Annotated in this window: 27 protein-coding genes; 15 read left to right on the top strand and 12 right to left on the bottom strand. The window is 70.3% G+C overall.

Annotated elements, in window-relative coordinates:
- Nucleotides 1–53 precede the first annotated feature (53 nt).
- Nucleotides 54–470, top strand: coding sequence for a DUF3151 domain-containing protein (locus AB0K11_RS13040; protein ID WP_364977024.1), 417 nt, complete (start codon nt 54–56; stop codon nt 468–470).
- Nucleotides 471–490: 20 nt separating this feature from the next.
- On the opposite strand, the gene AB0K11_RS13035 is transcribed toward AB0K11_RS13040, so the two are convergent.
- Nucleotides 491–1,393, bottom strand: a complete 903-nt coding sequence (locus AB0K11_RS13035; protein ID WP_364977022.1) for a cation diffusion facilitator family transporter — start codon at nt 1,391–1,393, stop codon at nt 491–493.
- Between the two features lie 43 nt (nt 1,394–1,436).
- Nucleotides 1,437–2,216: a site-2 protease family protein gene (locus tag AB0K11_RS13030; RefSeq protein WP_364977020.1), complete on the bottom strand. Its 780-nt coding sequence runs from the start codon at nt 2,214–2,216 to the stop codon at nt 1,437–1,439.
- Nucleotides 2,217–2,365: 149 nt separating this feature from the next.
- On the opposite strand from AB0K11_RS13030, the gene AB0K11_RS13025 reads away from it, so the two are divergent.
- Complete coding sequence (locus AB0K11_RS13025) at nt 2,366–2,722, top strand: hypothetical protein (RefSeq protein ID WP_364978409.1); 357 nt, start codon at nt 2,366–2,368, stop codon at nt 2,720–2,722.
- Between the two features lie 10 nt (nt 2,723–2,732).
- On the opposite strand, the gene AB0K11_RS13020 is transcribed toward AB0K11_RS13025, so the two are convergent.
- Nucleotides 2,733–3,254, bottom strand: coding sequence for a hypothetical protein (locus AB0K11_RS13020; protein ID WP_364978406.1), 522 nt, complete (start codon nt 3,252–3,254; stop codon nt 2,733–2,735).
- A gap of 154 nt (nt 3,255–3,408) precedes the next feature.
- Between AB0K11_RS13020 and AB0K11_RS13015 the strand changes: the two genes are divergently transcribed.
- The 3 genes from AB0K11_RS13015 to AB0K11_RS13005 all read left to right on the top strand — a co-directional run bounded on the left by AB0K11_RS13015 (nt 3,409) and on the right by AB0K11_RS13005 (nt 6,109).
- On the top strand, nt 3,409–4,707 hold the full coding sequence (locus AB0K11_RS13015; protein WP_364977018.1) for an adenylosuccinate synthase: 1,299 nt from the start codon (nt 3,409–3,411) through the stop codon (nt 4,705–4,707).
- Nucleotides 4,708–4,780: 73 nt separating this feature from the next.
- Nucleotides 4,781–5,416, top strand: coding sequence for a PaaI family thioesterase (locus AB0K11_RS13010; protein ID WP_364977016.1), 636 nt, complete (start codon nt 4,781–4,783; stop codon nt 5,414–5,416).
- Between the two features lie 18 nt (nt 5,417–5,434).
- Nucleotides 5,435–6,109: a hypothetical protein gene (locus tag AB0K11_RS13005; RefSeq protein WP_364977014.1), complete on the top strand. Its 675-nt coding sequence runs from the start codon at nt 5,435–5,437 to the stop codon at nt 6,107–6,109.
- On the opposite strand, the gene AB0K11_RS13000 is transcribed toward AB0K11_RS13005, so the two are convergent.
- The 5 genes from AB0K11_RS13000 to AB0K11_RS12980 form a co-directional block, all read right to left on the bottom strand.
- Entirely contained in the window at nt 6,106–6,861 is a 756-nt protein-coding gene (locus AB0K11_RS13000; protein ID WP_364977012.1) for an NAD(P)H-binding protein, read from the bottom strand. The two genes, AB0K11_RS13005 and AB0K11_RS13000, sit on opposite strands and share 4 nt — an antisense overlap.
- Nucleotides 6,862–6,925: 64 nt before the next feature.
- Nucleotides 6,926–7,723: a hypothetical protein gene (locus tag AB0K11_RS12995; RefSeq protein ID WP_364977010.1), complete on the bottom strand. Its 798-nt coding sequence runs from the start codon at nt 7,721–7,723 to the stop codon at nt 6,926–6,928.
- 96 nt (nt 7,724–7,819) lie between these two features.
- On the bottom strand, nt 7,820–8,017 hold the full coding sequence (locus tag AB0K11_RS12990; RefSeq protein WP_364977008.1) for a ferredoxin: 198 nt from the start codon (nt 8,015–8,017) through the stop codon (nt 7,820–7,822).
- A gap of 19 nt (nt 8,018–8,036) precedes the next feature.
- Entirely contained in the window at nt 8,037–9,248 is a 1,212-nt protein-coding gene (locus AB0K11_RS12985; RefSeq protein WP_364977006.1) for a cytochrome P450, read from the bottom strand.
- 64 nt (nt 9,249–9,312) lie between these two features.
- On the bottom strand, nt 9,313–11,340 hold the full coding sequence (locus tag AB0K11_RS12980; protein ID WP_364977004.1) for an MMPL family transporter: 2,028 nt from the start codon (nt 11,338–11,340) through the stop codon (nt 9,313–9,315).
- A gap of 63 nt (nt 11,341–11,403) precedes the next feature.
- On the opposite strand from AB0K11_RS12980, the gene AB0K11_RS12975 reads away from it, so the two are divergent.
- Both AB0K11_RS12975 and AB0K11_RS12970 read left to right on the top strand, forming a co-directional pair.
- The gene (locus tag AB0K11_RS12975) at nt 11,404–11,868 is read left to right on the top strand and encodes a MarR family winged helix-turn-helix transcriptional regulator (RefSeq protein WP_364977002.1); all 465 of its coding nucleotides are present in this window, start codon (nt 11,404–11,406) and stop codon (nt 11,866–11,868) included.
- A 57-nt stretch (nt 11,869–11,925) separates the two neighbouring features.
- Nucleotides 11,926–12,687, top strand: a complete 762-nt coding sequence (locus tag AB0K11_RS12970) for a MerR family transcriptional regulator (protein WP_364978403.1) — start codon at nt 11,926–11,928, stop codon at nt 12,685–12,687.
- 25 nt (nt 12,688–12,712) lie between these two features.
- Here the strand turns inward: AB0K11_RS12970 and map are convergent, their stop codons facing one another.
- Nucleotides 12,713–13,501 (bottom strand): type I methionyl aminopeptidase, encoded by a 789-nt coding sequence (gene map / locus AB0K11_RS12965; RefSeq protein WP_364977000.1) that lies wholly within the window; start codon nt 13,499–13,501, stop codon nt 12,713–12,715.
- Nucleotides 13,502–13,587: 86 nt separating this feature from the next.
- Here map and AB0K11_RS12960 point away from each other — a divergent pair, with 86 nt between their 5' ends.
- Together AB0K11_RS12960 and AB0K11_RS12955 are read left to right on the top strand one after the other, a co-directional pair.
- Nucleotides 13,588–13,854, top strand: coding sequence for a helix-turn-helix transcriptional regulator (locus tag AB0K11_RS12960; protein WP_364976998.1), 267 nt, complete (start codon nt 13,588–13,590; stop codon nt 13,852–13,854).
- A 50-nt stretch (nt 13,855–13,904) separates the two neighbouring features.
- Nucleotides 13,905–15,179, top strand: coding sequence for a DUF222 domain-containing protein (locus AB0K11_RS12955; protein ID WP_364976996.1), 1,275 nt, complete (start codon nt 13,905–13,907; stop codon nt 15,177–15,179).
- Here AB0K11_RS12955 and AB0K11_RS12950 read toward each other — a convergent pair.
- On the bottom strand, nt 15,176–16,255 hold the full coding sequence (locus AB0K11_RS12950) for a dihydrodipicolinate reductase (protein ID WP_364976994.1): 1,080 nt from the start codon (nt 16,253–16,255) through the stop codon (nt 15,176–15,178). The genes AB0K11_RS12955 and AB0K11_RS12950 overlap by 4 nt on opposite strands.
- A complete protein-coding gene (locus AB0K11_RS12945; protein ID WP_364976992.1) occupies nt 16,252–17,292 on the bottom strand; it encodes a Rieske 2Fe-2S domain-containing protein in 1,041 nt (346 codons plus the stop codon). Before AB0K11_RS12945 ends, AB0K11_RS12950 begins: the two co-directional genes overlap by 4 nt.
- Nucleotides 17,293–17,395: 103 nt before the next feature.
- Here AB0K11_RS12945 and AB0K11_RS12940 point away from each other — a divergent pair, with 103 nt between their 5' ends.
- On the top strand, nt 17,396–17,956 hold the full coding sequence (locus tag AB0K11_RS12940) for a TetR/AcrR family transcriptional regulator (RefSeq protein ID WP_364978400.1): 561 nt from the start codon (nt 17,396–17,398) through the stop codon (nt 17,954–17,956).
- Here the strand turns inward: AB0K11_RS12940 and AB0K11_RS12935 are convergent.
- Entirely contained in the window at nt 17,953–19,545 is a 1,593-nt protein-coding gene (locus tag AB0K11_RS12935) for a Na+/H+ antiporter (protein WP_364976990.1), read from the bottom strand. The two genes, AB0K11_RS12940 and AB0K11_RS12935, sit on opposite strands and share 4 nt — an antisense overlap.
- 54 nt (nt 19,546–19,599) lie before the next feature.
- Here AB0K11_RS12935 and AB0K11_RS12930 point away from each other — a divergent pair, with 54 nt between their 5' ends.
- From AB0K11_RS12930 to AB0K11_RS12910, 5 genes are read left to right on the top strand one after another with little or no spacing between them, the layout of a single operon-like run.
- On the top strand, nt 19,600–19,923 hold the full coding sequence (locus AB0K11_RS12930) for a UBP-type zinc finger domain-containing protein (RefSeq protein ID WP_364976988.1): 324 nt from the start codon (nt 19,600–19,602) through the stop codon (nt 19,921–19,923).
- Nucleotides 19,924–19,964: 41 nt separating this feature from the next.
- Nucleotides 19,965–21,257 carry a formate-dependent phosphoribosylglycinamide formyltransferase gene (gene purT, locus AB0K11_RS12925; RefSeq protein ID WP_364976986.1) on the top strand — a complete coding sequence of 431 codons (1,293 nt, stop codon included), beginning with the start codon at nt 19,965–19,967 and terminating at the stop codon, nt 21,255–21,257.
- A complete protein-coding gene (locus AB0K11_RS12920; protein ID WP_364976984.1) occupies nt 21,257–21,727 on the top strand; it encodes a lumazine-binding protein in 471 nt (156 codons plus the stop codon). The genes purT and AB0K11_RS12920 overlap by 1 nt, the downstream gene beginning before the upstream one ends.
- Before the next feature lie 19 nt (nt 21,728–21,746).
- Nucleotides 21,747–22,157: a rhodanese-like domain-containing protein gene (locus AB0K11_RS12915; protein ID WP_364976982.1), complete on the top strand. Its 411-nt coding sequence runs from the start codon at nt 21,747–21,749 to the stop codon at nt 22,155–22,157.
- Entirely contained in the window at nt 22,154–23,392 is a 1,239-nt protein-coding gene (locus tag AB0K11_RS12910; protein WP_364976980.1) for an O-succinylhomoserine sulfhydrylase, read from the top strand. Before AB0K11_RS12915 ends, AB0K11_RS12910 begins: the two co-directional genes overlap by 4 nt.

Genomic DNA, 23,392 nt, shown 5'->3' with positions numbered 1-23,392 from the left:
GGCTCGGGTGGTGCGCTGGAGTGCCACGCCGAACCGCACGGCACAATGGCCTCATGACGCGGATGGGCGACCTCCTGGGACCGGAGCCGGTGCTGCTGCCCGGAGACAGCGAGGCCGAGGCCGAACTGGACGCCGGCGAGAATCCGTCCATCGTCGCCGCGGCGCATCCCTCGGCGTCGGTGGCGTGGGCGACGCTGGCCGAACAGGCCTTGGCCGCCGACCAGGCGGTCGCCGCCTACGCCTACGCCAGGACCGGCTATCACCGGGGCCTGGACCAGCTGCGCCGTAACGGCTGGAAGGGCTTCGGCCCGGTGCCGTTCCGGCACGAGCCCAACCGCGGTTTCCTGCGCTGTGTGGCGGCGCTGGCCAAGGCCGCCGACACCATCGGCGAGACCGACGAGTACGCCCGCTGCCTGGATCTGCTCGACGACTGCGACCCCTCGGCGCGCGGCGAGTTCGGGCTGGCCTGACCTCACGGCGCCGGCCGCGGCTACCAGTTGCTGTTCTCGCAGTTGCAGTCCGCAGCGCCCGCCGGCGGCTCCACCTGCACGGTCGCGTGGTCGAGTCCACGCGCGGTCAGCACCGCGCGGGCGTCGTCGAGCACCCGGGCCGAGTCGGCCTCCGACGTCAGGTGCGCGGTGACCATGTCCTTGCCGGGCACCAGGGTCCACACGTGCAGGTCGTGCACTTCGGTGACGCCGTCGACCGCGCACAGCGCCGAGCGCAGTTCCTCGACGTCGATGTGCTGGGGTGAGGACTCCGACAGGATGCGCAGGGCGGCCCGGGCCAGCGCGAACGCCCGCGGCAACACCCACAGCGCGACGAACACCGCGACCACCACGTCGGCGTAGGGCCAGCTGGTGGTGACGGTGACGATGCCGGCGATCAGCACCCCGATGCTGCCGACGGTGTCCGCCACCACCTCCATGTAGGCGCCCTTGACGGCCAGGCTCTGCTCGGACTGGGAGCGCAGCAGCAGCACCACCACCGCATTGGCGAGCAGGCCGGCCAGCGCGACGATGATCAGCGGGACGCCCGGCACCTCGGGTGCGTCACCGAGCCGCTCGAACGCCTCGTACAGGATGAACGCGGCCACGCCGAGCAGCAGCACAGCGTTCGCGACGGCGGTGAACACCTCCGCTCGGTGCCAGCCGTAGGTACGCGCCGGCGACGCGCTGCCGTGCCGGGCGAGCAGGACCGCCGTCAGCCCCATGAACATCGCCACGAGGTCGGTCAGCATGTGCCCGGCGTCGGCGAGCAGCGCGATCGAGTCGATCCACAGCGCGGTGACGAGTTCGAGGACGAAGAACGCCGACAGGATCGCGGCGGCGATGATCATCCGGCTCACCCGGGTGTCGCCCCCGCCGTGACTGTGGTCGTGCCCGGCGCCCATGCCAGCAATCTATGCGCAAAGACGCATATATCGCAAGGGTTCCCTACAGCCAGGCCGACCAGAATCGGGTCAGCTGATTGCCGACCGCACTCAGCCCCGACGGCACACCCGAGAGCTCGAAGAGCCAGTACACCCCGCCGAAGAACCACTGGTTGAGCTCCGGCACCAGCAGCAGCACCAACAGGATGAGGAAGCCCCAGCCCTTGACGGGCTCCAGCGAGCGCTGCGTGTCCGGGCTCAGGTGCGGCTCCAGCGCGCCGTAGCCGTCCAGCCCGGGCACCGGCAGCAGGTTGAGCAGCGCACCCGTCACCTGCAGGAAGCCCAGAAACGCCATGCCCGCCCAGAACACCGCGTGCGCGGGGTCGTAGAAGAGCCGGGTCGACGTCAGCAGCAGGATGGCGAGCGCCACGTTGGCCGCGGGCCCGGCCAGGCTGACCAGCGTCTTCTGCCGGGCCGTCATCCACGACGTGCGCAGGTAGACCGCACCGCCCGGCAGCCCGATGCCGCCGAGCGCGATGAACAGCACCGGCAGGCCCAGCGACAGCAGCGGATGGGTGTACTTCAGTGGGTTCAGCGTCAGGTACCCGCGCATTTCGACGCTCTTGTCGCCGAACCGCCACGCCGTGAAGGCGTGCCCGAACTCGTGCAGGCACAGCGACACCAGCCAGCCGGAGATCACGAACACGAACACGCCCGCATAGGCCAGCGGCTTCACGGTGTCGGCGGCCAGCCACGCCAGCACACCGCCCGCCGCGGTGAGCGCGACGATGGCCAGGAAGACCGGGCTGGGCCGCACCGACTGGCGCGGCGAACGAATGCTCACGATTCGACGCTACCGATCTTCGGTAAGAAGGACCCATGACGACGATCGCTCCTCCCGCGCCACCTCCTGCGCTGCCGCCGCCGGTCCCGGCCGGTCCGCCGCCGTCCACGCCGCTGCGCACGGCGGCCCGGCTGCTGCTCGCGGGCGCGATGGTGTTCGCCGGGCTGAGCCACCTGTTCTGGGGGCGCAAGGACTTCCAGGCCCAGGTGCCCGACTGGGTGACGAAGACGGCGCCGATCGACACCGACGGCGTGGTGGTGGCGTCCGGCGCCGTGGAGATCATGCTCGGGGCCGGGCTGGCCGTGCTGCGACGCGACCGGGTGCTCGTCGGGCGGCTGCTGGCGGCGTTCTTCGTCGCGGTGTTCCCCGGGAACATCGCGCAGTACCGCGGCAAGCGCGACGCCTTCGGCCTGGACTCCGACCGCAAGCGGCTGGTGCGGCTGGCGTTCCAGCCGGTGCTGGTGGCATGGGCGCTGTGGTCGACGGCGGTGCCCAGGTCGCGCTAGGGACGCCGAGTCAGCCGACGCGCAGCCAGCCCGTGGTGTGCCGGTAGAACGTCGAGCGCTTCACCGGCCGCGGCGCCGCGACGCCGTCGCGAGTCAGCGTCGCCGCCGGGGTGCCGAGCTGCACGGCGCGCCCCGAGACCCAACCGCGCGGCCGCCCGCGCGGCGAGAGCACCGCGGCCCGCAGACCCGGCAGTGACGCCGTCGGTTCGATCCGCACACCGTGCACGTCGCCGTCGAACAGCACGGTGTCGTCGACGACGGCCTCGCCCGTCAGCGGTGTGCCCTCCGGGGAGCCCGTCCAGGACGCCGTCCCGACCAGCGCGGTCCCGGTGTCGTCGCGGATCAGCGGCACCTGCCTCGCCGGCGCGGTCACTGCCCGTCCCGCCCCGAACCGGCCTGCGAGGGCGACCTCGACGTCGAGCCGGTCGGCGCGCAGCAGCCGGGTCAGCACGGCCGCCAGCTGCGCGGGGTCCCCGGTCACGACGACCCGCCTGCACCGGTCGACCTCGTCGAGCTCGACGGTCGGCAGCATCCGCAGCGGCCGCGGCGCCGGGCGGTCGCCACAGCGCAGCACCGCGACGTCGGTGGTGGTCAAGGAAAGCTCCTCGCAAACGGGTATGTGTCCGGTCGGATAAGGTAGCTCACCGGCTGCACACGTCATTTTCACGCACTGAAGCGGAGAAGCCATGCCGGCAATCGTGCTCATCGGCGCCCAGTGGGGCGACGAGGGCAAAGGAAAGGCCACCGATCTGCTCGGTGGGCGCGTCCAGTGGGTCGTGCGGTACCAGGGCGGCAACAACGCCGGCCACACCGTGGTGCTGCCCACCGGCGAGAACTTCGCGCTGCACCTGATCCCGTCCGGGATCCTGACGCCCGGCGTGACGAACGTGATCGGCAACGGCGTCGTCGTCGACCCCGGCGTGCTCCTCACCGAACTGCGCGGGCTCGAGGACCGCGGCGTCGACACCGACCGGCTGCTCATCTCGGCCGACGCGCACCTGCTGATGCCCTATCACGTGGCGATCGACAAGGTGGTCGAGCGGTACGCAGGCAGCAAGAAGATCGGCACCACCGGCCGCGGCATCGGACCCTGCTACCAGGACAAGATCGCCCGCATCGGCATCCGGGTCGCCGACGTGCTCGACCCCCACCAGCTGACCGAGAAGATCGAGGTGGCACTGGAACTCAAGAACCAGATGCTGGTGAAGATCTACAACCGCAAGGCTCTCGACGCCGCCGAGGTGGTGGACAACCTGCTGGCCCAGGCCGAGGGGTTCACCCACCGCATCGCCGACGCCCGGCTGCTGCTCAACGCGGCCCTCGAACGCGGTGAGACGGTGCTGCTCGAGGGTTCGCAGGGCACGCTGCTCGACGTCGACCACGGCACGTATCCCTTTGTCACGTCGTCGAATCCGACGGCCGGTGGGGCCTCGGTCGGATCGGGGATCGGGCCCACCCGCATCACCACGGTGCTGGGCATCCTCAAGGCCTACACCACCCGCGTCGGATCGGGCCCGTTCCCCACCGAACTGTTCGACGAGTACGGCGCCTATCTGGCCAAGACCGGCGGCGAGGTCGGCGTCACCACCGGACGGCCGCGGCGCTGCGGCTGGTTCGACGCGGTGATCGCCCGCTACGCCACCCGCGTCAACGGGATCACCGACTACTTCCTGACCAAGCTCGACGTGCTGTCAAGCCTGGAGACCGTGCCGGTGTGCGTGGGTTACCGGGTGAACGGCAAGCGCACCGACGACATGCCGATGACGCAGTCCGACATCGCGATCGCCGAGCCGATCTACGAGGAGCTGCCGGGGTGGTGGGAGGACATCTCCACCGCGCGCGAGTTCGATGACCTGCCCGCCAAGGCGCGCGACTACGTGTTGCGGCTCGAAGAGCTTGCCGGAGCGCATGTTTCGTGCATCGGCGTCGGTCCCGGCCGTGAGCAGACGATTGTGCGCCGCGACATCCTGGCGGCGAAGGCATGACTTCCCGAAGACGATCGCGAGTGAGGATCGCAGCGAGGTACGAGCGAGGACCGGAGCGAGTGGGAGTCGAGGCATGACAGACGACCCGCGGCTGGTCGATCCCGAATACGACAGGCACGGCGGGTTTCCCAACTTCGAGCGGGCGGACCCCGGCCCCGGCTTCGCGCGGTTCCTGACCGCGATGCGTCGCGCCCAGGACCTGGCGGTGTCGGCCGCTCCGGACACCGAGACGTGGGAGAAGGCCGCTGAGCACGTCGAAGCGCTCGTCGCGCTGCTCGACCCGTTCGAGGCCGCCGAGGGCGTCGGCCCGGCCAACCGGGTTCCTGAACTGCCGGGCGCGGGCAGCCTGCTGATGGCGCCGTACCGGGTGACGAAGTTCGACGCCGAAGCCGTCGAACTGACCGTGCAGTTCAGCCGCTTTCACGTCGGCGGCAACTACGCGGTGCACGGCGGGGTGCTGCCGCTGATGTTCGACTCGGTGTTCGGGATGGTCATCCACGCCACCGGCAGGCCGATCAGTCGCACCGGGTTCCTGCACGTCGACTACCGCAAGGTGACGCCGATCGACACCACGCTGACAGTGCGTGGCTGGGTTCGCGAGGCGCAGGGCCGTAAGTCGTTCGTCAACGCCGAGATGCGCGATCCCGAAGGCAATTTGCTGGCCGAGGCGAACGGCCTGATGATCAGATTGCTGCCCGGACAGCCCTGAGCGTGACACCATGACCGCGTGGTCGAACATCATCTGCGCAGGCTGACGACGCCCAAGGCCGCGGCAGTGGCGGGGGTGCTGTTCGCCCTGTTGTTCGGCGCCGCATTGATTCTCATCCGTACCGCACTACCCGAGGGTGGCGCGCCGGGCTCGCAGTGGGTCGACGGAGCCAGTGGCCGGCTGCGGTGGGCGTCGGTGCTGATGCCGTTCGCGGGCATCGCCTTCCTGTGGTTCATCGGCGTCGTCCGCGACGGCCTCGGCCGTTACGAGGACAAGTTCTTCGCGAGCGTTTTCATCGGCAGTGGACTGCTGTTCCTGGCGATGATGTTCACCACCGTGGCGGTCGGCGAGGGCCTGATCGCCACCAGGGCGGTGTCGGAGAATTCCGCGGTGCACGCCGAGGTGGTGGCGTTCGGGCAGTCACTGCTCAACGCGCTGAGCAAGACCTACGGCGTGCGGATGGCGGCGGTGTTCATGATCTCGCTGGCGACGATCTGGCTGCGCACCGGGCTCATGCCGCGTCCGCTGGTGTACGCCACCTACCTGGTCGCGGTGGCGCTGCTGCTCGCCGGTGACGTGAGCGCATGGCTGGTGCTGGCGTTCCCGGTGTGGGTGCTGCTGGTCAGCGTGCTGCTGCTGGCCCGCGCCGGCGTGGTGCACTGGGGCGACCACGAGGCGGGCGAGAGGCGCTAGCCGCCGGCGGCCAGCCAGTCGTCGAAGCTCGTGGGGGCGATGCGCGCGTCCCGACCGGGCAGCATGATCTTGCCGGCCATCGACTGATCGAATACGCCGTCCCAGGTGGGGATCAGTTTCACCTCGCGTCCGCGCAGTGCGAGGGTGCGGCGGGCCATGTCGACGAGATCCTGCGGGTCGGGTCCGGCGACGTCGACGTAGCGGCCTCGCGGCTTGCCGACGGCGACTTCGGCCAGCACCTCGGCGATGTCGTCCGGCGCGATGGGCTGGACGAGCAGTGGTGCGATGGTGGCCGCGCCCTCGTGCTCGGTCCACCCGACCGCGAGTTCGGCGAAGTCGTGGAACTGCGTGGCGGGCACCACCGTCCACGGCACCGTGACCCCGTCGACGCCCTCGGCGATCAGCCGCTCCTGTTCCCGCTTGCCCGCGTAGTGCGCGTTGCCCTCGAGTCGGTGCACTCCGACGATCGACAGCAGGACGTGGTGGCCCACGCCGGCGCGGGCCTCGGCCCGCAGCAGGTTCGCGGTGATGGTGCCGAAGTAGGCGACCGTCTCGGCCGCACTGACCGGCGGAGAGCTGACCGTGTCGATCACCGCGTCGACACCCGCCAGGGCGGCGTCGAGACCGTCACCCGACAACAGATCGACGCCGAGTGAACGGCTGATCCGCACCGCCTCATGGCCGTCGCGCTCCAGGGCGGTGACGGTCCGGGCTCCGATGTTGCCGGTCGCGCCGGCTACGGCGATCCGCATGGGACACCTCCTCGAACGAACGTTTTCGACCTTAGAAGCCGGTGTCCGATCGGACAAGAACACGTCACGGTGCCAGCTGCACCACCGGCGCGGGGTCGAGAACCGGCGGCGCGAGCGGAGCCAGCGGCTGCAACACCGGCTCGGCGGGCGGGTCGGCCGGCGCAGGAGCGGGTTCGGCCGGGGCGGGGTCGGCCGGCGCCGGGTCGGCGGGAGCGGCCGGTGCCGGATCCGCGGGAGCGGGAGCCTGGGGCAGCGGCGGCAGCTGCGGCACCGGGATGTTGAGGATGACGACCGGGGGCGGCGCGACAGCCGGGGCGGGCGCCGGTGCGGGTGCGGCCGGTGCGGGGGCGGGAGCCGCGACCGGCGCGGGACGCACCGGAGCCTTGACCGGGACCGCCGGGCGGTTGTTGCTGACGCGGACCGGGACGGGCTGGTGGTTCGCGGGGGCCGTCACCACTGTCGGGACGGCGGCGACCGACGGAGCGGCCGGCGCCGCGGCCGGGGTCGCGGGCACGACGACCGCGCCGGGTGTCACCGCCACGGGCGCCGGCGGATGCGGCTCGGTGTAGTACTGCGAGACGACCACGCCGAGAACCGCGAAGGCGCCGACGGCACCCGCTATCGCCGCTGCCACCACGCCGTTGCTGAACGCCTTCGACCGGCCGGGCCGGATGTGGTCGTCGATCGGGTCGTGGCCGTCGATCGAGTCGTCGATCGGACCGTGGAGGTCGGCGAGCGCGTTCGACCACGCCGACGCCTGCGTGCTCTCGGCGGAGAGCACCGCGAGGTCGGCGGAGCGGATCGTCTCGTGGTCGACCGCGCCGGTGTGGGCTGCGGTGTCGAGGTTGTCGGCGGCGTTCATCGGGTGCTCCTCGGTGGTCTCGTCCTCGGCCGTGTCGGCCGTCGTGGGACAAGTACAGAGGGGGACCGGGACTACCGATCCCAAGAAATCGCCGAGCTAATCCTCCGCGGCGATCCGCAGCGCCGAGGCCGGGCACAGCTTGACGGCCTCGCGGGCGTGGTCCTCCTCGCCGGCGGGCACCTCGTCGACGATCACCTCGACGATGCCGTCGTCGTCCTGGTCGAACACCGCGTCCGCGACCATGACGCAGTTTCCCGACGCGATGCACGCGTCCTGTTCGGCTTCGACCCTCATCCGCTCATCACCACCCCTGCTACCAACTCACTGCCAGCGACCGTAGTCCGTAGATGAAGTGGAACGACCGGAACTGCACATCCTCGAACGGTTCGGCGAGCGCGAGCCGCGGGAAGCGGCGCAGCAGCGCGGGGAAGGCGATCCGCATCTCCATCCGGGCCAGCGGTGCGCCGAGACAGTGATGCACACCGTGGCCGAAGGCCAGGTGCCCCATCGCGCCGCGGGAGATGTCGAGCTTCTCGGGTGCGTCGACGAAGTTCGGGTCCCGGTTGCCCGTCGGCAGCGATACGAACACCAGCTGGCCGGCGGGGATGTGCACCCCCGCCACGTCCACGTCGGTGGTGGTGATGCGGGGGATGGCACTGTGCACGATGGACAGCCAGCGCAGCAGCTCCTCGACCGCGGGCGCCACCGCATCGGGATCGTCGCGCACCGCCGCCAGCTGATCGGGATGCCGCAGCAGGGCAAGGGTGCCCAGCCCCAGCATGTTCGACGTGGTCTCGTGGCCGGCCAGCAGCAGTAGGCTCGCCACGCCGACGAGTTCGTCGTCGGTCAGCTCGTCGCCGTGCTCGCGCACCAGCATGCCGAGGATGTCGTCGCCGGGCTGCACCCGCGCCCGGGTGACCAGTGAGTGCATGTAGTCGCGGCCCTGCCGCTGCAGCTCGAACCGGTCGGCGATCGGGATGGACAGGTCGAGCTGGCGTGCGGACCGGCGCTGGAAGTCGGCGCGGTCCTCGTACGGCACGCCCAGCAGTTCGCAGATCACCAGCGATGGGATCGGCAGCGCGAATCCTTCGACGAGATCTGCTGGCGCGCCTGCCTTTTCCATTGCGTCGAGGTGTTCGTCGACGATCGCGACGATGCGGGGTTCGAGCCGCTTGATCCGCCGGATGGTGAACTCGGGTGTGAGCATCCGGCGCAGCCGCTGGTGGTCGGGCGGGTCGAGGCCGAGCAGGTTCCCCGCCCGGTTGCGCTGCTGTTCGTCCTCCGACAGCGTCGGGGCGCCCGGGATCGCGAAGCCCGGCGGCCTGCCGTTGGCGAAGCGCTGGTGATCCGACAGCACGGCCTTGGCGTCCTCGTGGCGGGTGACCAGGTAGACGTCCATGCCGAAGGCGCTCTTGGCAACCCGCACACCCGTGGACTCGCGGATCTCCCGCAGTTCGGGGGTGGGATCGAAGTCGTTGCGGCGCATGTGCAACGGCGGCAGCGGCTCCGCCTCGACGTCGGTCATCTCACGACGCTACCCGCGTGCGAGGAAGTCCCCGGTCAGCGTGTCGACGAGGGTCGCCGCGGTGTCACGGTTGCGGCCGCAGCGCGGGCCACCAGATGCGCGGTCCGATCAGGGTGAACAACGCGGGGATGATCACGGTGCGCACCAGGAAGGTGTCCAGCAGGATGCCGAGCCCGACGATGATGCCGACCTGGGTCAGCACGATCAGCGGCAGGACGCCCAGCACGCAGAACACCGCGGCCAGCACGATGCCTGCGCTGGTGATCACGGCGCCGGTCGCGGACACCGCGCGCACGATGCCCTGCCGGGTTCCGTGTTCGGGCGTCTCCTCGCGGGCGCGGGTGACGAGGAAGATCGTGTAGTCCACGCCGAGTGCCACCAGGAACAGGAACGCGAACAGCGGCGTCGAGTTGTCCAGTGCGGGGAAGCCGAACAGGTGCACGCTGGCCCAGCCGCCGAGGCCGATCGCGGCGAGTGCCGACAGCACGGTCACCGCCACCAGGACCAGCGGCGCCAGCGCGGAACGCAGCAGCGCGTACAGCACGAGCAGCACGACCGCCAGGATCGCCGGGATCACCACCAGTCGGTCGCGCGTGGCGGCGGCGCCGATGTCGCGGGCCTGCGCGTCCGATCCGCCGACCAGCGCCGCGGGATCCGCTTCGTGCACCGAATCTCGGAGCCGGTCGACGATGTCGAAGGCCTGCTCGGAGGCCGGTTCGGCGTCGAGCACCACCGACCACTGCGTCAGACCCGACGGCGACTGGCCGGCAGGACTCACCGACACCACCCCGTCGGTGTCGTCGATGGCCCGTTGGATCGCAGGGGCCTGTGTCGTCGGGCCGATCACCCGGGTGGGATCGGTGACGCCGCCGGGGAAGTGGTCGGCCAACCGCTCGTAGCCCGTGACCGATTGGGCCTGCACCCGGAACTGTTCGGTCTGCGACAGCCCGAGCGGGGTGCTCAGCAGGCCGGTGCACAGCAGTGCCAGCGCGGCGATCGACACCACCGCGACGCGGCCCGGGCGGCGCGCCACCCCGTCGGCGATCCGGTGCCAGACACCGCTGTCGGTGAGCGGTGTCGCGCCGGTGCGGGGGATGAACGGCCAGAACAGGCGCTTGCCGAAGAGGCGCAGCAGCGGTGGCAGCACCAGCAGCACGAACACCGCGGCCACCACCAGACCGGACGCGGCCTGCACGCCGAGGCTGCGGGTGCTCGGTGCGGACGCGAACACCAGCGTCAGCAGTGCCAGCACCACGGTGGCGTTGCTCGCGACGATCGCCGGGCCGGCGCTGCGCACCGCGGTCCGCAGCGCGTTGCGGTGGTCTTCCTCGCGGCCGAGTTCCTCGCGGTAGCGCGAGATCAGCAGCAGCGCGTAGTTCGTGCCCGCGCCGAACACCAGCACACTGGTGATCCCGGAGGTGGAACCGTCGGGGCTCATACCGAGGGCTTCGGCGACGGCGGTGCCCGCCACGGCGGCCACCCGGTCGGCGAAGCCGATCACGGCCAGGGGCACCAGGAACAGCACCGGCGACCGGTAGGTGACGATCAGCAGCACGGCCACCACCGCCGCGGTCACCGCGAGCAGGGTGATGTTCGCGCCGGCGAAGGAGTTGGCGATGTCGGCCCCGAACGCCGGGCCGCCGGTCACCTCGGCCCGCAGGTCGGCGGGCAGGCCGTCGGACGCGGCGGTCCGCAGTCCCTTCACGGCGTCGTTGAGGGCGAATCCGGACAGGTCGCCGCTCAGCGGCACGGTGGTCACCGCGGCGAGGTCGTCGTCGGAGACCACCACCGGCGGGCCCGCGGCGCCGTCGGTACGGGCGACGGCCAGCATGCGTTGGCGGGCCTGTCCGGTGGCGTCGACGTCCGCGGGCGTCAGGGCGGTCCCGTCGGTGCGGGTGACGACGAGGACGGCGGGCACCAGGTCGCCGTCGGGGAAGTCTGCGCGCAGGGCGGTGACTCGCGCCGACTCCGCGTCGGACGGTACGGACACGGGCGACTGGCTGCCGGAATCCCCGCTGCCGACCAGGCCGAGCAGCGCACCGGAGAACGCGACGACGATGAGGGCGAGCACCCAGGAGAAGCGACCGGACATCGTTCGAATATTTCAGATACTGAAATATTAATCAAGTGAACGAACAGCGGTTACGCTGTCGGGGTGGACCGGGCGGAGCTGGAGGCGGTGATCGCCGCGGACGTGCGGGCGCTCACCGCGGAGTCCGAACGCGTCGGCCGGTTGTTCGCGGCGCGGCACGACGTCTCGGTGAACGACTTCCGCGCACTTCTGCACGTCATGGTGGCCGACACGGCGGGCGCCCCGCTGACCGCGGGCGAGCTGCGGCAGCGGATGGGACTGTCCGGAGCGGCCATCACCTACCTGGTGGAGCGGATGATCGCGTCGGGGCACCTCGAACGCGAGTCGGATCCGACCGATCGGCGCAAGGTGCTGCTGCGGGTGGCCGACCACGGCATGGCCGTGGCGAAGGGGTTTTTCGCGCCGCTGGCCGACCACAACCACCGCGCCATGTCCGGCCTCTCCGATCGCGATCTCGCCGCCGCGCACCGCACCTTCGCGGCTGTGCTCGAGGCGATGCTGGCCTTCCAGCGCGAGGTGGACGGTTAGCTTGACCCTCACGCGACGTGAGGCCTCAGCCTGATTGGCGTGACGCAGGAGATGCAGGTGGACGAACTCACCGTGGGCGACGTCGCGGAGCGGTATGGCATCACGGTGCGGACGCTTCACCACTATGACCACATCGGGTTGTTGACCCCTGGTCGGCGTACCGCTTCCGGGTATCGGGTGTACACGGCGGCGGACCTGACGCGCTTGTCTCAGGTCATCGTCTACCGCCGGCTCGGGTTGTCGCTGGAGGAGATCGCGAGCCTGCTGGACGAGGGTGACGTGGTCAGCCACCTGATTCGCCAGCGCGAACGCGTCATGTCTCAGCTCGATGAGATGAAGGACCTCATCGAGGCCATCGATCAGGCATTGGAGAAAGCAATGACGAACACCCCCATGACCGACGACGACATGCGCGAACTGTTTGGTGAGGGCTTCGACGACTATCAGGCAGAGGCCGAGCAGAAGTGGGGCGAGACGGCTGAGTGGAAGGAATCGCAGCGCCGAACCAAGTCGTACGGCCGCGACGATTGGATCCAGATCAAGTCGGAGGGTGAAGCTGTCGAGAAGGCCCTGTCCGACGCCTTCCGTGCCGGGCTCCCTGCCGACTCCGAAGAGGCGATGAATGCGGCGGAGAAGCACCGGCTGCACGTGAATCGCTGGTTCTACGACTGCCCGCCGGCCTTCCACCGCAAGCTGGGCGACATGTATGTGAGCGACCCCAGGTACGTCGCCACCTACGACGAGTCGTTCGGGCTCCCGGGCCTCGCGGCCTACTGCCGCGAGGCGATCCACGCGAACGCGGATCGAACGGGCAACTGACGAGTCGCGGCGCGACGGGTTTGGGTTACGTGGCTCGGTGTGCGCACCGGGTGGGGGTGAGGATGCGCGGGCCGGACTCGGTGACGGCGATGGTGTGTTCGGAGTGCGCCGCGTTCGACCCGTCCGCTGAGCGCAGCGTCCAGCCGTCGGCGTCGATGACCAGCCGGTCGCTGCCGCGTGCCCACCACGGCTCGAGTGCGAAGGTCATGCCCGGCCGCAGCAGCAGGCCGCGGCCGGGGCGTCCCCGGTTGGGGATGTGGGGGTCCTCGTGCATCGTGCGACCCAGGCCGTGCCCGCCGAATTCGACGTTGACGCGGTAGCCGTTCTCTGCGGCGACGCGGCCGATCGCTGCGGAGACGTCGCCGAGCCGACCGCCGGGCACCGCTGCCGCGACGCCCGCGTCGAGAGCTCGCCGCGTCGACTCGATCAGCGCCGTGTCGTCGGCGTCGGCGGTCTCGCCGACGATCACCGTGACGGCCGCGTCGGCCACCCAGCCGTCGATCGACACCGCGAAGTCCAGGCTCAGCACGTCGCCGTCGCGAAGGATGTGGTCGCGTGGCATGCCGTGCAGCACAGCGTCATTGACCGAAAGGCAGATGACGTTCCGGAACGGCCCGCGACCGAACGACGGCGCGTAATCCCAGTAGCACGACGTGGCGCCGCGGTCGGTGACCAGCGCGCGGGCACGGTGCTCGAGATGCAGCAGGTTCATCCCGGGTTCCGCCTCGGCCGCCAGCGTCGCCAACGTCTCGGCGACGAAGTCGCCCGTCACCGCCATCTTGTCGATCTCTGCGGCGGTCTTCAGTTCGATCACGTGCGTGCCTCCGTGCACCCTCGGTATTTTTATACCGTCACGACGGTACCAGCTCCGGTATTTGAATACCGGCTATGCTGACCGGCATGGTGCGCGTACCCCTGAGCCCGGAGCAGGTGAAGGCCGGACAACGCCTCGGTGCGCTGATCAGGGCGGCCCGCGCCGGACGCGACCCGGAGACGATCGCGCGTGACGCGGGCATCTCACCGGAGACGCTGCGCAAGATCGAGGTCGGGCGGATGCCCAGTCCCAGCTTCGGCACGGTGATCGGGCTCTGCAATGCGCTCGGCCTGCCTCTGCAGGACGCCGTCGACGCGTGGCACGGGGCCGACGACCGACGGGTGGCCATCTAGATCGCGCTCGTTTGCCGCATGTGTCAGTGGGCTGCGGTAGTCTCGAACACATGTTCGAAGAGTTGGTCATGGTGCCTCCCGGTGCCGATGAGGCGCGGTTGCGGGCACGCCTCGAGGAGTTGGAGGCGGCGAAATCCGCTGCCGCGGCCGGTCAGGCCCGGGTCACCGCCGAACTGGACCGGATGCGTCGCGCCGCCGAGGCCGCCGCCGGAATGCCCGCCGCCAAGCGGGGCCGCGGGCTGGCCGCCGAGATCGCGCTGTCCCGCCGCGACTCCCCCAACCGTGGTGGCCGACACCTCGGATTCGCCCGCGCCCTGGTCCACGAAATGCCCCACACCCTGCGCGCACTGGAACGCGGGGCACTCTCGGAGTGGCGGGCCACCCTCGTCGTGCGGGAATCGGCCTGCCTGAGCATCGCCGACCGCGGCACCCTCGACGCCGAACTATGCGGGAACATGCGGCAGTTGCACGGGTGGGGCGACAAGCGGATCACCGCCGAGGCCAAGAAGATCGCCTGTCGCCTCGACCCTCAGGCCGTCGTGGACCGGGCCGCCAAAGCCGTCGGCGAGCGAACGGTGACCATCCGCCCCGCACCCGACACCATGACCTATGTGACCGCGCTACTGCCCGTCGCCCAAGGAGTCGGTGTCTACGCCGCGTTGAAGAGGGCCGCCGACACCACCTTCGACGACCGCTCCCGCGGACAGGTCATGGCCGACACCCTCGTCGAACGCATCACCGGCACCCCCGCCGACGTCGCGGCGCCGGTCGCGGTCAACCTGGTGATCTCCGATCAGACCCTGCTCGGCGGCGACGAGACACCGGCCCATCTGCAGGGCTACGGCCCCATCCCGGCCGCCGTGGGCCGGGGCCTGGTCAACGCCGCCGTGCGAGACAAACGGTCCAAGGCCACCCTGCGCCGGCTCTACCGGCACCCGCGAAGTAATGCGTTGGTGGCGATGGAGTCCCGATCCCGCTGCTTCCCCAAAGCACTCGCGACGTTCATCGACCTGCGCGACCAGACCTGCCGCACGCCGTACTGCGACGCCCCGATCCGCCACCACGACCACGCCCAGCCCCACCACAGCGGCGGACCCACCAGCGCACTCAACGGCCTCGGCGAATGCGCGGCCTGCAACTACACCAAAGAAGCCGACGGCTGGCAGGTCACCACCACCGAACGCGACCGCATCCACGGCGCCACCTTCAAAACCCCCACCGGCGGGACCTACCACTCCACCGCACCACCACCCCCGGGCACCATCGAGATCTACGACAGCCACGTCGAACTCCACATCGCTGTCGCCATCGCGAAGGCTGCTTAGATCGCGAAGCGACCCGCGAACCCGCGCAGCGGCACGTCGGCGCTGGTGAGCAGTCCGGGCGGCGCGGCCACCACCGAGCGGATCGCGTTGAGCGCAGGCAGGCCGGTGACTGTCATCCCGATCGACGCGAAGTTCTCCGGATTCGACAGGTCGACACCGGGTTTCGGGAAGATCATGTGCTTGTTGTAGACACAGGGATCGCCCTTGATCTGAGTGATGTAGCAGCCCCTGATGTCCCAGCTCGGATCGGTGTGCGGGGTCATCTGCCATTCCAGGTGGGTCTCCACCCGTGGCACGCCGCCGATCATGCCCTGGTACTTGATGTAGTTGCCGCCGAGCGAACCCTTCGGCAGTCGGTACCAGCCGAGGTCGACGTCTTTGGTGCAGGCGCCGAGTTCGTAGCTGAACGCCACCTCGTCGAGTTCGAGGCCGAAGCAGTCGGCCATCATCAGCACGCTGTCGGCGAAGACCCGGGTGTACTTCTCCAGCTTGCCCGGAATCGACGGGTCGTCGACGGGCAGGCCGTAGCCGACCTCGATCCAGGTGTCCTTGGAGTGGTGGCACGACACGTCGACCGACTCGATGGTGGTGACGTTCTCGATCTCGGCGACGTCGGCAGAGCAGGCCACCCCGAGGATCTGGTTGACACCGGGATTCATGCCGGTGCCGTAGAACGTCGAGCCGCCCTTCGCGCAGGCCTCCGAAAGCAGTTGTGACACCGGCTTACCCGACGGTTGCGGGTGGTTGGTGTCTCGGTGCCAGCCGGTGATCCAGTCGGCGGTGGTGACGATGTCGATGCCGGCTTCGAGCACCGCGACGTAGAGATCCTCGTCGGGGAACACGCCGTGGAATGTGAGCACGTCCGGCTTGGCGGCGATGATCTCGTCCACCGTGCCGGTCGCTGTCACCCCGATCGGGTCGATCCCGGCGATCTCTCCCGCGTCGCGACCCACCTTCTCCGGTGTGTAGCAGTGCAGCCCGACCAGTTCCAGGTCTGTCCGGTGCTGCAGACGGCGAATCATCTCGGAACCGACGTTGCCCGTCGCCACCTGGAACACCCGGATCGGTGATGTCATGTCGCTGAACCCTTCTCGGTCATCGAGGCGAGGTCCGCGGCACTGCCGCCGCGGCCGTCGGGATAGAACTGCATCGCCCACTTGCGGATCGCGGTGAATCCCTCGTACTCGGCCGTGGCCAGTGCAGGCGGATCGGAATAGCGCTGGTGCGACCAGATGTGGATGTCCTGGGCGAACTGGCGGATCACCTCGTCGCCGAACGCCTCGGCCTTGACACGGGCCCGTTCGATATCCCGCACGGGCTTGCCCGGCCTGCCGATGTAGACCATGAACCGGACGTCGGAGGTCGAGTCGTCGACCGGGGTGACGGCCGAGATGGTGCGGTTGTCGACCATGCCCCAGCTCTTGGTCACCGCGATGCCCAGCCCGCCGTTGATCGCCTCGACCCCGCTGCGGACGTCGTCGATCGACTGCTTGTCGTCGCCCTCGAAGGTGATCGTGAAATCGACGTAGGAGACCGGTTCGGCGAAGTCGTGGCGGGTGAACACCGGAACGATCGGCGTCTCGTGCACGTACTTGAAGTGCGCGAAGTCGACCCCGTTCTCGAGCACGTACTGCGGGTGCATCTCGAGCCCCTGCCGGAACAGCCGCTGCTGCGGGAAGTAGTCGGCGGCGCTGCTGCCGTCGGCGAACGACGCGAACACGTCGGGGGCTTCGAAGAACGGCTCCCGGCCCTCGACGTCGTGCCAGATGTAGACGGCCTCGTTGCGTTCGGTGACCGGGTAGGTCCGCATGCGGCGGCCCCGGTTGGGCCGGTCCTGGTACGGGATGCACACGTTGCGCCCGTCGGCGTTCCACTGCCAGCCGTGGAACGGACACTGGATCACCTCGCCGACGACGTGACCGCCGAAGCCGAGGTGCGCGCCGAGGTGCTCGCAGTAGGCGTTCATCACCACCACCCGGCCGGTCTCGGACCGCCAGGCGACCATGTCCTCGCCGAAGTACCGCATCGTGTGCACGTCGCCGACGCCGACCTCGTCGGACCAGGCCACCTGGAACCAGCCCGTCGGCTTCATCGAGAGCGGCGGTTTCGCCATGTGGACGAGAATCACAGAGGGCTCTACGATTCGTCAAGTGTCGGCATCGCGGACCGAGAGCCCTCGGCGAACCAACCGGCGTGGCCAGGCCACCCGTGACGGGATGCTCGACGCGGCGCTGCACGCGCTGGCGACCGGCGATACGGCCGCCGCCTCGGGAAACCGCATCGCCAAGGACGCAGGCGCGACATGGGGCGCGGTCAAATACCAATTCGGCGACATCGACGGGCTGTGGGCTGCCGTGCTGCGCCGCACCGCCGAGCGCCGCGGCAGGCTGCCGTCCGGGGCGACGCCCGGCGCGCCGCTGCGCGAACGCGTGGGCGCCATCATCGACCTGCTCTTCGACGGCCTGTCCGCCCCGGACTCCCGAGCGATCGAGACGCTGCGCGCCGCGCTGCCCCGCGACGGCGCCGAGCTGGAACGGCTCTACCCGCAGACCGCGGCGGAGCTCCAGTCGTGGGGACGCGGCTGGATCGAGGCCTGCCAGGCGGCATTCGCCGACGTCGACGTCGATCCCGAACGCATCCGCGAGGTGGCGTCGTTCATCCCCGGCGCCATGCGGGGCCTGGTGTCCGAACGTCAGCTCGGCTCGTACTACGACCTCGACGTCGCGCGGCGCGGCCTGACCAACGCGATCGTCGCCTACCTCGAACCGCAGGCCTAACGGCGGTTGAGCGTCGCCTCCTCCAGATCCAGCCCGCGCAGCACCGAGCGCAGCACCTCGTCGTCGATGCGTCCGGCGTCGCGCTCGGCGATGAACGTCTCGCGCTCGGCCGCGAGCATCTCCAGCCGCAGCCGCCGGAAGGCCGACGCCGGGCTCTCGCCGATGTCCTCCTCGTCGCGGCCCAGCCGCTCCCACGCCGAATTAGCCCTGCGGTTGTTCCAGCCCCGCAGCACCTCGGCGGCGCGTTCGTGCACATCCGAGCCGGGTTCTTGTTCGGCCATCAGCTCGTCGAGCCGGTCGGCGGCCGCCTGGGCCGCCTTGGACTGCGCGGCGGCGGCCGCCAGCGCGTCCCGCTGCGCTTCGTCGCCCTGCACCCCGAGCACCCGGATCAGCCACGGCAGCGTCAGACCGTGCAGCAGCAGCGTGCCGACGACCACGACGAAGGTGAGGAACACCAGCTGCGGGCGACCGGGGAACTCCGCCCCCGACAGCGTGGTCATCGGGACGCCGAAGGCGGCGGCCAGCGACACCACCCCGCGCATCCCGGCCCACGCGACGACGAACACCTGCGCCGGCGGCGGCGCAGGCTCGTCGTGCCGGACATGCGGCGACACCCACCGCGGCAGGTAGGCGAACAGGAAGACCCACACCAGCCGCACCACCAGCACCGTCCCGAACACCGCCGCCGAGGCGACCACCAGTGTGCGAGCGGAGATCCCGGTGAGCTCGCCGACGACCTTCGGCAGCTGCAGCCCGATCAGCAGGAACGCGAACGACTCCAGCACCAGCTGCACGGCGCGCCACACCGCGTCGTCCTGCAACCGGGTCGCGTAGCTCGCGCGCACCGAGCGCTGCCCGGAGATCAGGGCGGCCACCACCACCGCGATCACCCCGGAGCCGTGCGCCTCCTCGGCGAGCAGGTAGATCGCGAACGGCGCCATCAGCCCGATGGCGCTCTCCACCACCGGATCGCTCAGCCTGGCGCGGATGGCGACGATCAGCGCTCCGAGCAGACCCCCGACCAGCACACCGCCGACGGCGGCGAGTGCGAACGTGCCGAGCCCGTCGCGCCAGCTCACCGCCGTGCCGACCGCCGCACCGAGGGCCACCTTGTACGCCGTCAGCGCGGTGGCGTCGTTGAGCAGGCTCTCGCCGCCCAGCAGCGTCATGGTCTGCCGGGGCAACCCGAGGCGCCGGCCCACGGCGGTGGCCGACACCGCGTCGGGCGGCGCGACGATGGCGCCGAGGGTCAGTGCGGCCGCCACGGTCAGCTCGGGAACGGTGTGGAAGGCGACGAAGCCGACCGCGAACGTGGTCGCCAGCGGCAGCCCGACGGCCAGCAGCCCGATCGGCCGGACGTTCCTGCGCAGCGCCACAGAACTGCTCTCCAACCCCGCCGACCACAGCAGCGGCGGCAGGATCACGAACAGCACCAGCTCCGGGTCGAGTTGGATATCGGGCAGGCCGGGGATCAGGCCGACACCGAGGCCCGCCACCACGAGCGCCAGCGGCGCCGACACGTCAAGGCGGCGGGCCACCGCGGCCAGCAGCAGCGACATCACCAGCACCGCCAGCAGCACGGCATTCACGTCGCGACCTCCGGGTAGTGCGTCCGTATCGTTGTCCAGCATGCTTGGCAGAACATGTTGAGGAGATCACGATCCCGCGACCGCGGACACACCGCACGCCCGGGCTCGCGCTCCGCGACGCTGTGCGAGCACCTGGCCGACGACGACTCGGCACACGTGCCGCCGGCGTCGGGCCGCTGCCAGGGCTGCGCGGCGCTCGGCGAGACGCTGTGGGCGCACCTTCGGGTGTGCGTGACCTGTGGCCACGTCGGCTGCTGTGACTCCAGCCCGCACCAGCACGCCACCGAGCACTTCCGCGCCACCGGCCATCCGGTGATGCGTTCGGCCGAGCCGGGGGAGAGCTGGCGGTGGTGTTACGTCGACTCGTGTCTGGGCTGAGCCCGTCGCGCCGCGGACCGATCTGGCAGGCTTGACGAGCGATGACTGAATCACTCGAAGGCGAATCGACAAGCGAGCCCGTCACGCCGGTGGAGGGCGTCGCGCCTGAGGCGTCGTCGCAGCAGGCCACCGCCGCCGAGCCCGCGGACCACCGCGCCACCGTGATGCTGCTGGGTTCCGGCGAGCTCAGCCGCGAGCTGGCGCTGGCGTTCCAGCGGCTGGGCGCCGTCGTGATCGCCGTCGACCGGCACTATGCCGCGGCGCACGGCGTGGCCGACCGCTCGGCGGTGGTCAAGATGAACGACGCCGAGGAACTCACCGCGCTGATCCGTCGGGAGAATCCGCGCTACGTGGTCGCCGAGTCCGGCGTCATCGCCACCGATGCGCTGCTGGCGGTCGCCGAACGCGACGACGTCGAGGTCTTCCCCACCCCGCGCAGCACCCGGCTGGCGCTGGACCGCGAGGGCATGCGCCGGCTGGCCTCCGACGAACTGGGGCTGCCCACCGCGCCGTTCTGGTTCGCAGGTTCGGCCGAGGAGCTCGGCGCCGTGGCCGAGCACGCGGGCTTCCCGCTGGTGGTCAAGCCGGTGTCGGGGGTGCTGCGCGACGGTCAGTCGGTGCTGCTGCGCCCCGAGGATGTCGAGCCGGCGTGGCAGCGGGCCATCGCCGCGGGCCGCATCGCGCACAGCCGGGTGATGGCCGAGACCGTGGTCGAGGTGGACTACGAGGTCACCCTGCTCACCGTGCGCACCACCGGGCCGACCGGGCCGGCACTGACGTTCTGCGAGCCGATCGGGCACCGCCAGGGCGACGGCGACGAGGTGCTCGAGGTCTGGCAGCCCCAGCAGATGAACCCCGCCGCGCTGGACGCGGCCAAATCGATCGCGGCCCGGATCGTCAACTCGCTGGGCGGACGCGGTGTCTTCGCGGTCGAGCTGCTGGTCCGCGGTGACGAGGTGTACTTCTCCGATGTCCGGACCCGCCCGCACGACACCGGCCTGGTGACGCTGCGCTCCCAGCGGCTGTCGGTGTTCGAGCTGCACGCGCGGGCGATCCTCGGCCTGGCCGTCGACACGATCATGATCTCGCCGGGCGCCGCGGAGATCCGCTACGGCGGCGCGGAGGCGCCGGTGACCGAACCCGCCGCCGCCGACGTCACCGCCGTGCTGTCCGAGGCGCTGGAGACCCAGGAGAGCGACGTGCGGCTCTTCGGCCGCCCCGACGAGACCGAGGACCGCCGCAGGCTGGGCGTCGCGCTGGCCACCGCACCCGACGTGATCATCGCTCGGGACCGGGCCCGCCGGGTGGGCGCCGCGCTGCGCAAGCTCTGGTGATGGCCGAGCCCACCGACCCTTCCGTAGCGGACGGCGAACCAGACCGGGACCGGCCGACGGTCGCGCCGTTCCTGGGGGCACTGGCAATCATTGTCCTCGTGGTGATCACAATCGGGCTGGTCAATCTGTTCGAGGGCGGCGGGGAACTGACCGCCGAGCAGCAGGTCGCCCGCGCGGCCGTCGCGCAGAACGACGCCCTGCAGCGGGAGGCCTATCCCGACTTCCGTGACAACACCTGCGCCGCCCAGCAGGGCGATGAGACCGATTTCCTTGCCCGGCACCGTGACTCGAAGGACAAGAAGGGTGCCCGCTTCGTCGACGACGTCACCGGTGTGGCCGTCGACGGGGACCGCGCGACCGCCACGGTGACCTACTACTTCGAGAAGGCGCCGGACACCAAGACCGGGGTCCCGACCACCTTCGCGCGGCAGGACGGCACGTGGAAGGTCTGTTCGACCGGTCCCAGCTAGATATGGGAGACTCGCGGCCGTGAGCTACGCCGGAGACATCACGCCTGAGGAGGCGTGGAAGGTCCTGAACGACAACCCCGACGCGGTGCTGGTGGACTGTCGCACCGACGCGGAGTGGAAGTTCGTCGGCGTGCCCGATCTGTCGTCGCTGCAGCGCGACGTGATCTTCATCGAGTGGAACCGGGTCGACGGTTCGCACAACGAGGACTTCGTCACCGACCTCCGGTCGGCCGGGGTGTCCGGCGAGCGGCCGGTGGTGTTCCTGTGCCGGTCCGGCAACCGGTCCATCGGGGCCGCCGAGGCGGCCACCGAGGCCGGCATCGGTCCGTCGTACAACGTGCTCGACGGCTTCGAGGGCAATCTCGACGAGCATCGCCGCCGCGGGAGCACCGGCTGGAAGGCCGTCGGCCTGCCCTGGGTCCAGTCGTGAGCGAGGGCGACTCCGAGGACCAAGTCCCGTCTGTCCGGATCCCCACGCCGCTGCCGGACGGTGTCAGCCAGGCCACCCTCGGGGTGCGCGGCGGCCTGCTGCGGTCGGGCTTCGACGAGACGTCCGAGGCGCTGTACCTCACGTCGGGCTACGTCTACGACAGCGCCGCTGCGGCCGAGAAGGCGTTCACCGGCGAGATCGACCGTTACGTGTACTCGCGCTACGGCAACCCCACCATCTCGATGTTCGAGGAGCGGCTGCGTCTGATCGAGGACGCACCCGCGTGTTTCGCGACGGCGACCGGGATGGCGGCGGTGTTCACCTCACTGGGCGCGCTGCTCGGCGCCGGCGACCGGCTGGTGGCGGCCCGCAGCCTGTTCGGCTCGTGCTTCGTGGTGTGCAGCGAGATCCTGCCGCGCTGGGGCATCGAGACCGTGTTCGTCGACGGTGACGACCTCGCGCAGTGGGAGGAGGCGCTCTCGGTGCCCACCCAGGCGGTGTTCTTCGAGACGCCGTCCAACCCGATGCAGTCGCTGGTCGACATCGCCGCGGTGTCCGAGCTGGCACACGCCGCCGGCGCGAAAGTGGTGCTGGACAACGTCTTCGCGACGCCGCTTCTGCAGCAGGGGTTCCCGCTCGGCGTCGACGTGGTGGTCTACTCGGGCACCAAGCACATCGACGGTCAGGGCCGGGTGCTGGGCGGGGCGATCCTGGGCGACAAGGAGTACATCGACGGCCCGGTGCAGAAGCTGATGCGCCACACCGGCCCGGCGATCAGCGCGTTCAACGCCTGGACCCTGCTCAAGGGCTTGGAGACGCTCGCGGTGCGGGTGGACTATTCGAACCGGTCCGCGCACCGCATCGCGGAGTTCCTGGAGCAGAACTCGTCGGTGTCGTGGGTGCGCTACCCCTTCCTGGAGTCGCACCCGCAGTACGACCTGGCCAAGCGGCAGATGACCGGGGGCGGCACGGTGGTCACCTTCGCACTCGACGCGCCCGAGGGCCGTGCCAAGGAGCGCGCGTTCGAGGTGCTCGACAAGCTGGCGCTGATCGACATCTCCAACAACCTGGGTGACGCGAAGTCGCTGATCACCCACCCTGCCACCACCACCCACCGCGCGATGGGCCCGGAGGGCCGGGCGGCCATCGGCCTCGGCGACGCGGTGGTGCGCGTCTCCGTCGGCCTCGAGGGCACCGAAGACCTGATCGCGGACCTGGACCGGGCGCTGGGCTGA

It is taken from the genome of Mycobacterium sp. NPDC050551 (assembly GCF_040674075.1).
In the GTDB taxonomy this organism is placed as follows: domain Bacteria; phylum Actinomycetota; class Actinomycetes; order Mycobacteriales; family Mycobacteriaceae; genus Mycobacterium.
This window is presented reverse-complemented; position numbering and strand designations above follow the sequence as displayed.

What these genes read in the sequence shown, in the direction of transcription:
- purT (WP_364976986.1), top strand. Translation starts at nt 19,965, where the DNA reads ATGACTGAATCACTCGAAGGCGAATCGACAAGCGAGCCCGTCACGCCG.
- AB0K11_RS12995 (WP_364977010.1), bottom strand. Translation starts at nt 7,723, where the DNA reads ATGAACGCCGCCGACAACCTCGACACCGCAGCCCACACCGGCGCGGTC.
- AB0K11_RS12960 (WP_364976998.1), top strand. Translation starts at nt 13,588, where the DNA reads ATGGTGCGCGTACCCCTGAGCCCGGAGCAGGTGAAGGCCGGACAACGC.
- AB0K11_RS12945 (WP_364976992.1), bottom strand. Translation starts at nt 17,292, where the DNA reads ATGGCGAAACCGCCGCTCTCGATGAAGCCGACGGGCTGGTTCCAGGTG.
- AB0K11_RS12940 (WP_364978400.1), top strand. Translation starts at nt 17,396, where the DNA reads ATGCTCGACGCGGCGCTGCACGCGCTGGCGACCGGCGATACGGCCGCC.
- AB0K11_RS13020 (WP_364978406.1), bottom strand. Translation starts at nt 3,254, where the DNA reads ATGCTGCCGACCGTCGAGCTCGACGAGGTCGACCGGTGCAGGCGGGTC.
- AB0K11_RS12930 (WP_364976988.1), top strand. Translation starts at nt 19,600, where the DNA reads ATGTTGAGGAGATCACGATCCCGCGACCGCGGACACACCGCACGCCCG.
- AB0K11_RS13035 (WP_364977022.1), bottom strand. Translation starts at nt 1,393, where the DNA reads ATGGGCGCCGGGCACGACCACAGTCACGGCGGGGGCGACACCCGGGTG.
- AB0K11_RS12955 (WP_364976996.1), top strand. Translation starts at nt 13,905, where the DNA reads ATGTTCGAAGAGTTGGTCATGGTGCCTCCCGGTGCCGATGAGGCGCGG.
- AB0K11_RS13010 (WP_364977016.1), top strand. Translation starts at nt 4,781, where the DNA reads ATGACAGACGACCCGCGGCTGGTCGATCCCGAATACGACAGGCACGGC.
- AB0K11_RS13040 (WP_364977024.1), top strand. Translation starts at nt 54, where the DNA reads ATGACGCGGATGGGCGACCTCCTGGGACCGGAGCCGGTGCTGCTGCCC.
- AB0K11_RS12980 (WP_364977004.1), bottom strand. Translation starts at nt 11,340, where the DNA reads ATGTCCGGTCGCTTCTCCTGGGTGCTCGCCCTCATCGTCGTCGCGTTC.
- AB0K11_RS13025 (WP_364978409.1), top strand. Translation starts at nt 2,366, where the DNA reads ATGGTGTTCGCCGGGCTGAGCCACCTGTTCTGGGGGCGCAAGGACTTC.
- AB0K11_RS12950 (WP_364976994.1), bottom strand. Translation starts at nt 16,255, where the DNA reads ATGACATCACCGATCCGGGTGTTCCAGGTGGCGACGGGCAACGTCGGT.
- AB0K11_RS13000 (WP_364977012.1), bottom strand. Translation starts at nt 6,861, where the DNA reads ATGCGGATCGCCGTAGCCGGCGCGACCGGCAACATCGGAGCCCGGACC.
- AB0K11_RS12985 (WP_364977006.1), bottom strand. Translation starts at nt 9,248, where the DNA reads ATGACCGACGTCGAGGCGGAGCCGCTGCCGCCGTTGCACATGCGCCGC.
- AB0K11_RS12920 (WP_364976984.1), top strand. Translation starts at nt 21,257, where the DNA reads ATGGCCGAGCCCACCGACCCTTCCGTAGCGGACGGCGAACCAGACCGG.
- AB0K11_RS13015 (WP_364977018.1), top strand. Translation starts at nt 3,409, where the DNA reads ATGCCGGCAATCGTGCTCATCGGCGCCCAGTGGGGCGACGAGGGCAAA.
- AB0K11_RS12990 (WP_364977008.1), bottom strand. Translation starts at nt 8,017, where the DNA reads ATGAGGGTCGAAGCCGAACAGGACGCGTGCATCGCGTCGGGAAACTGC.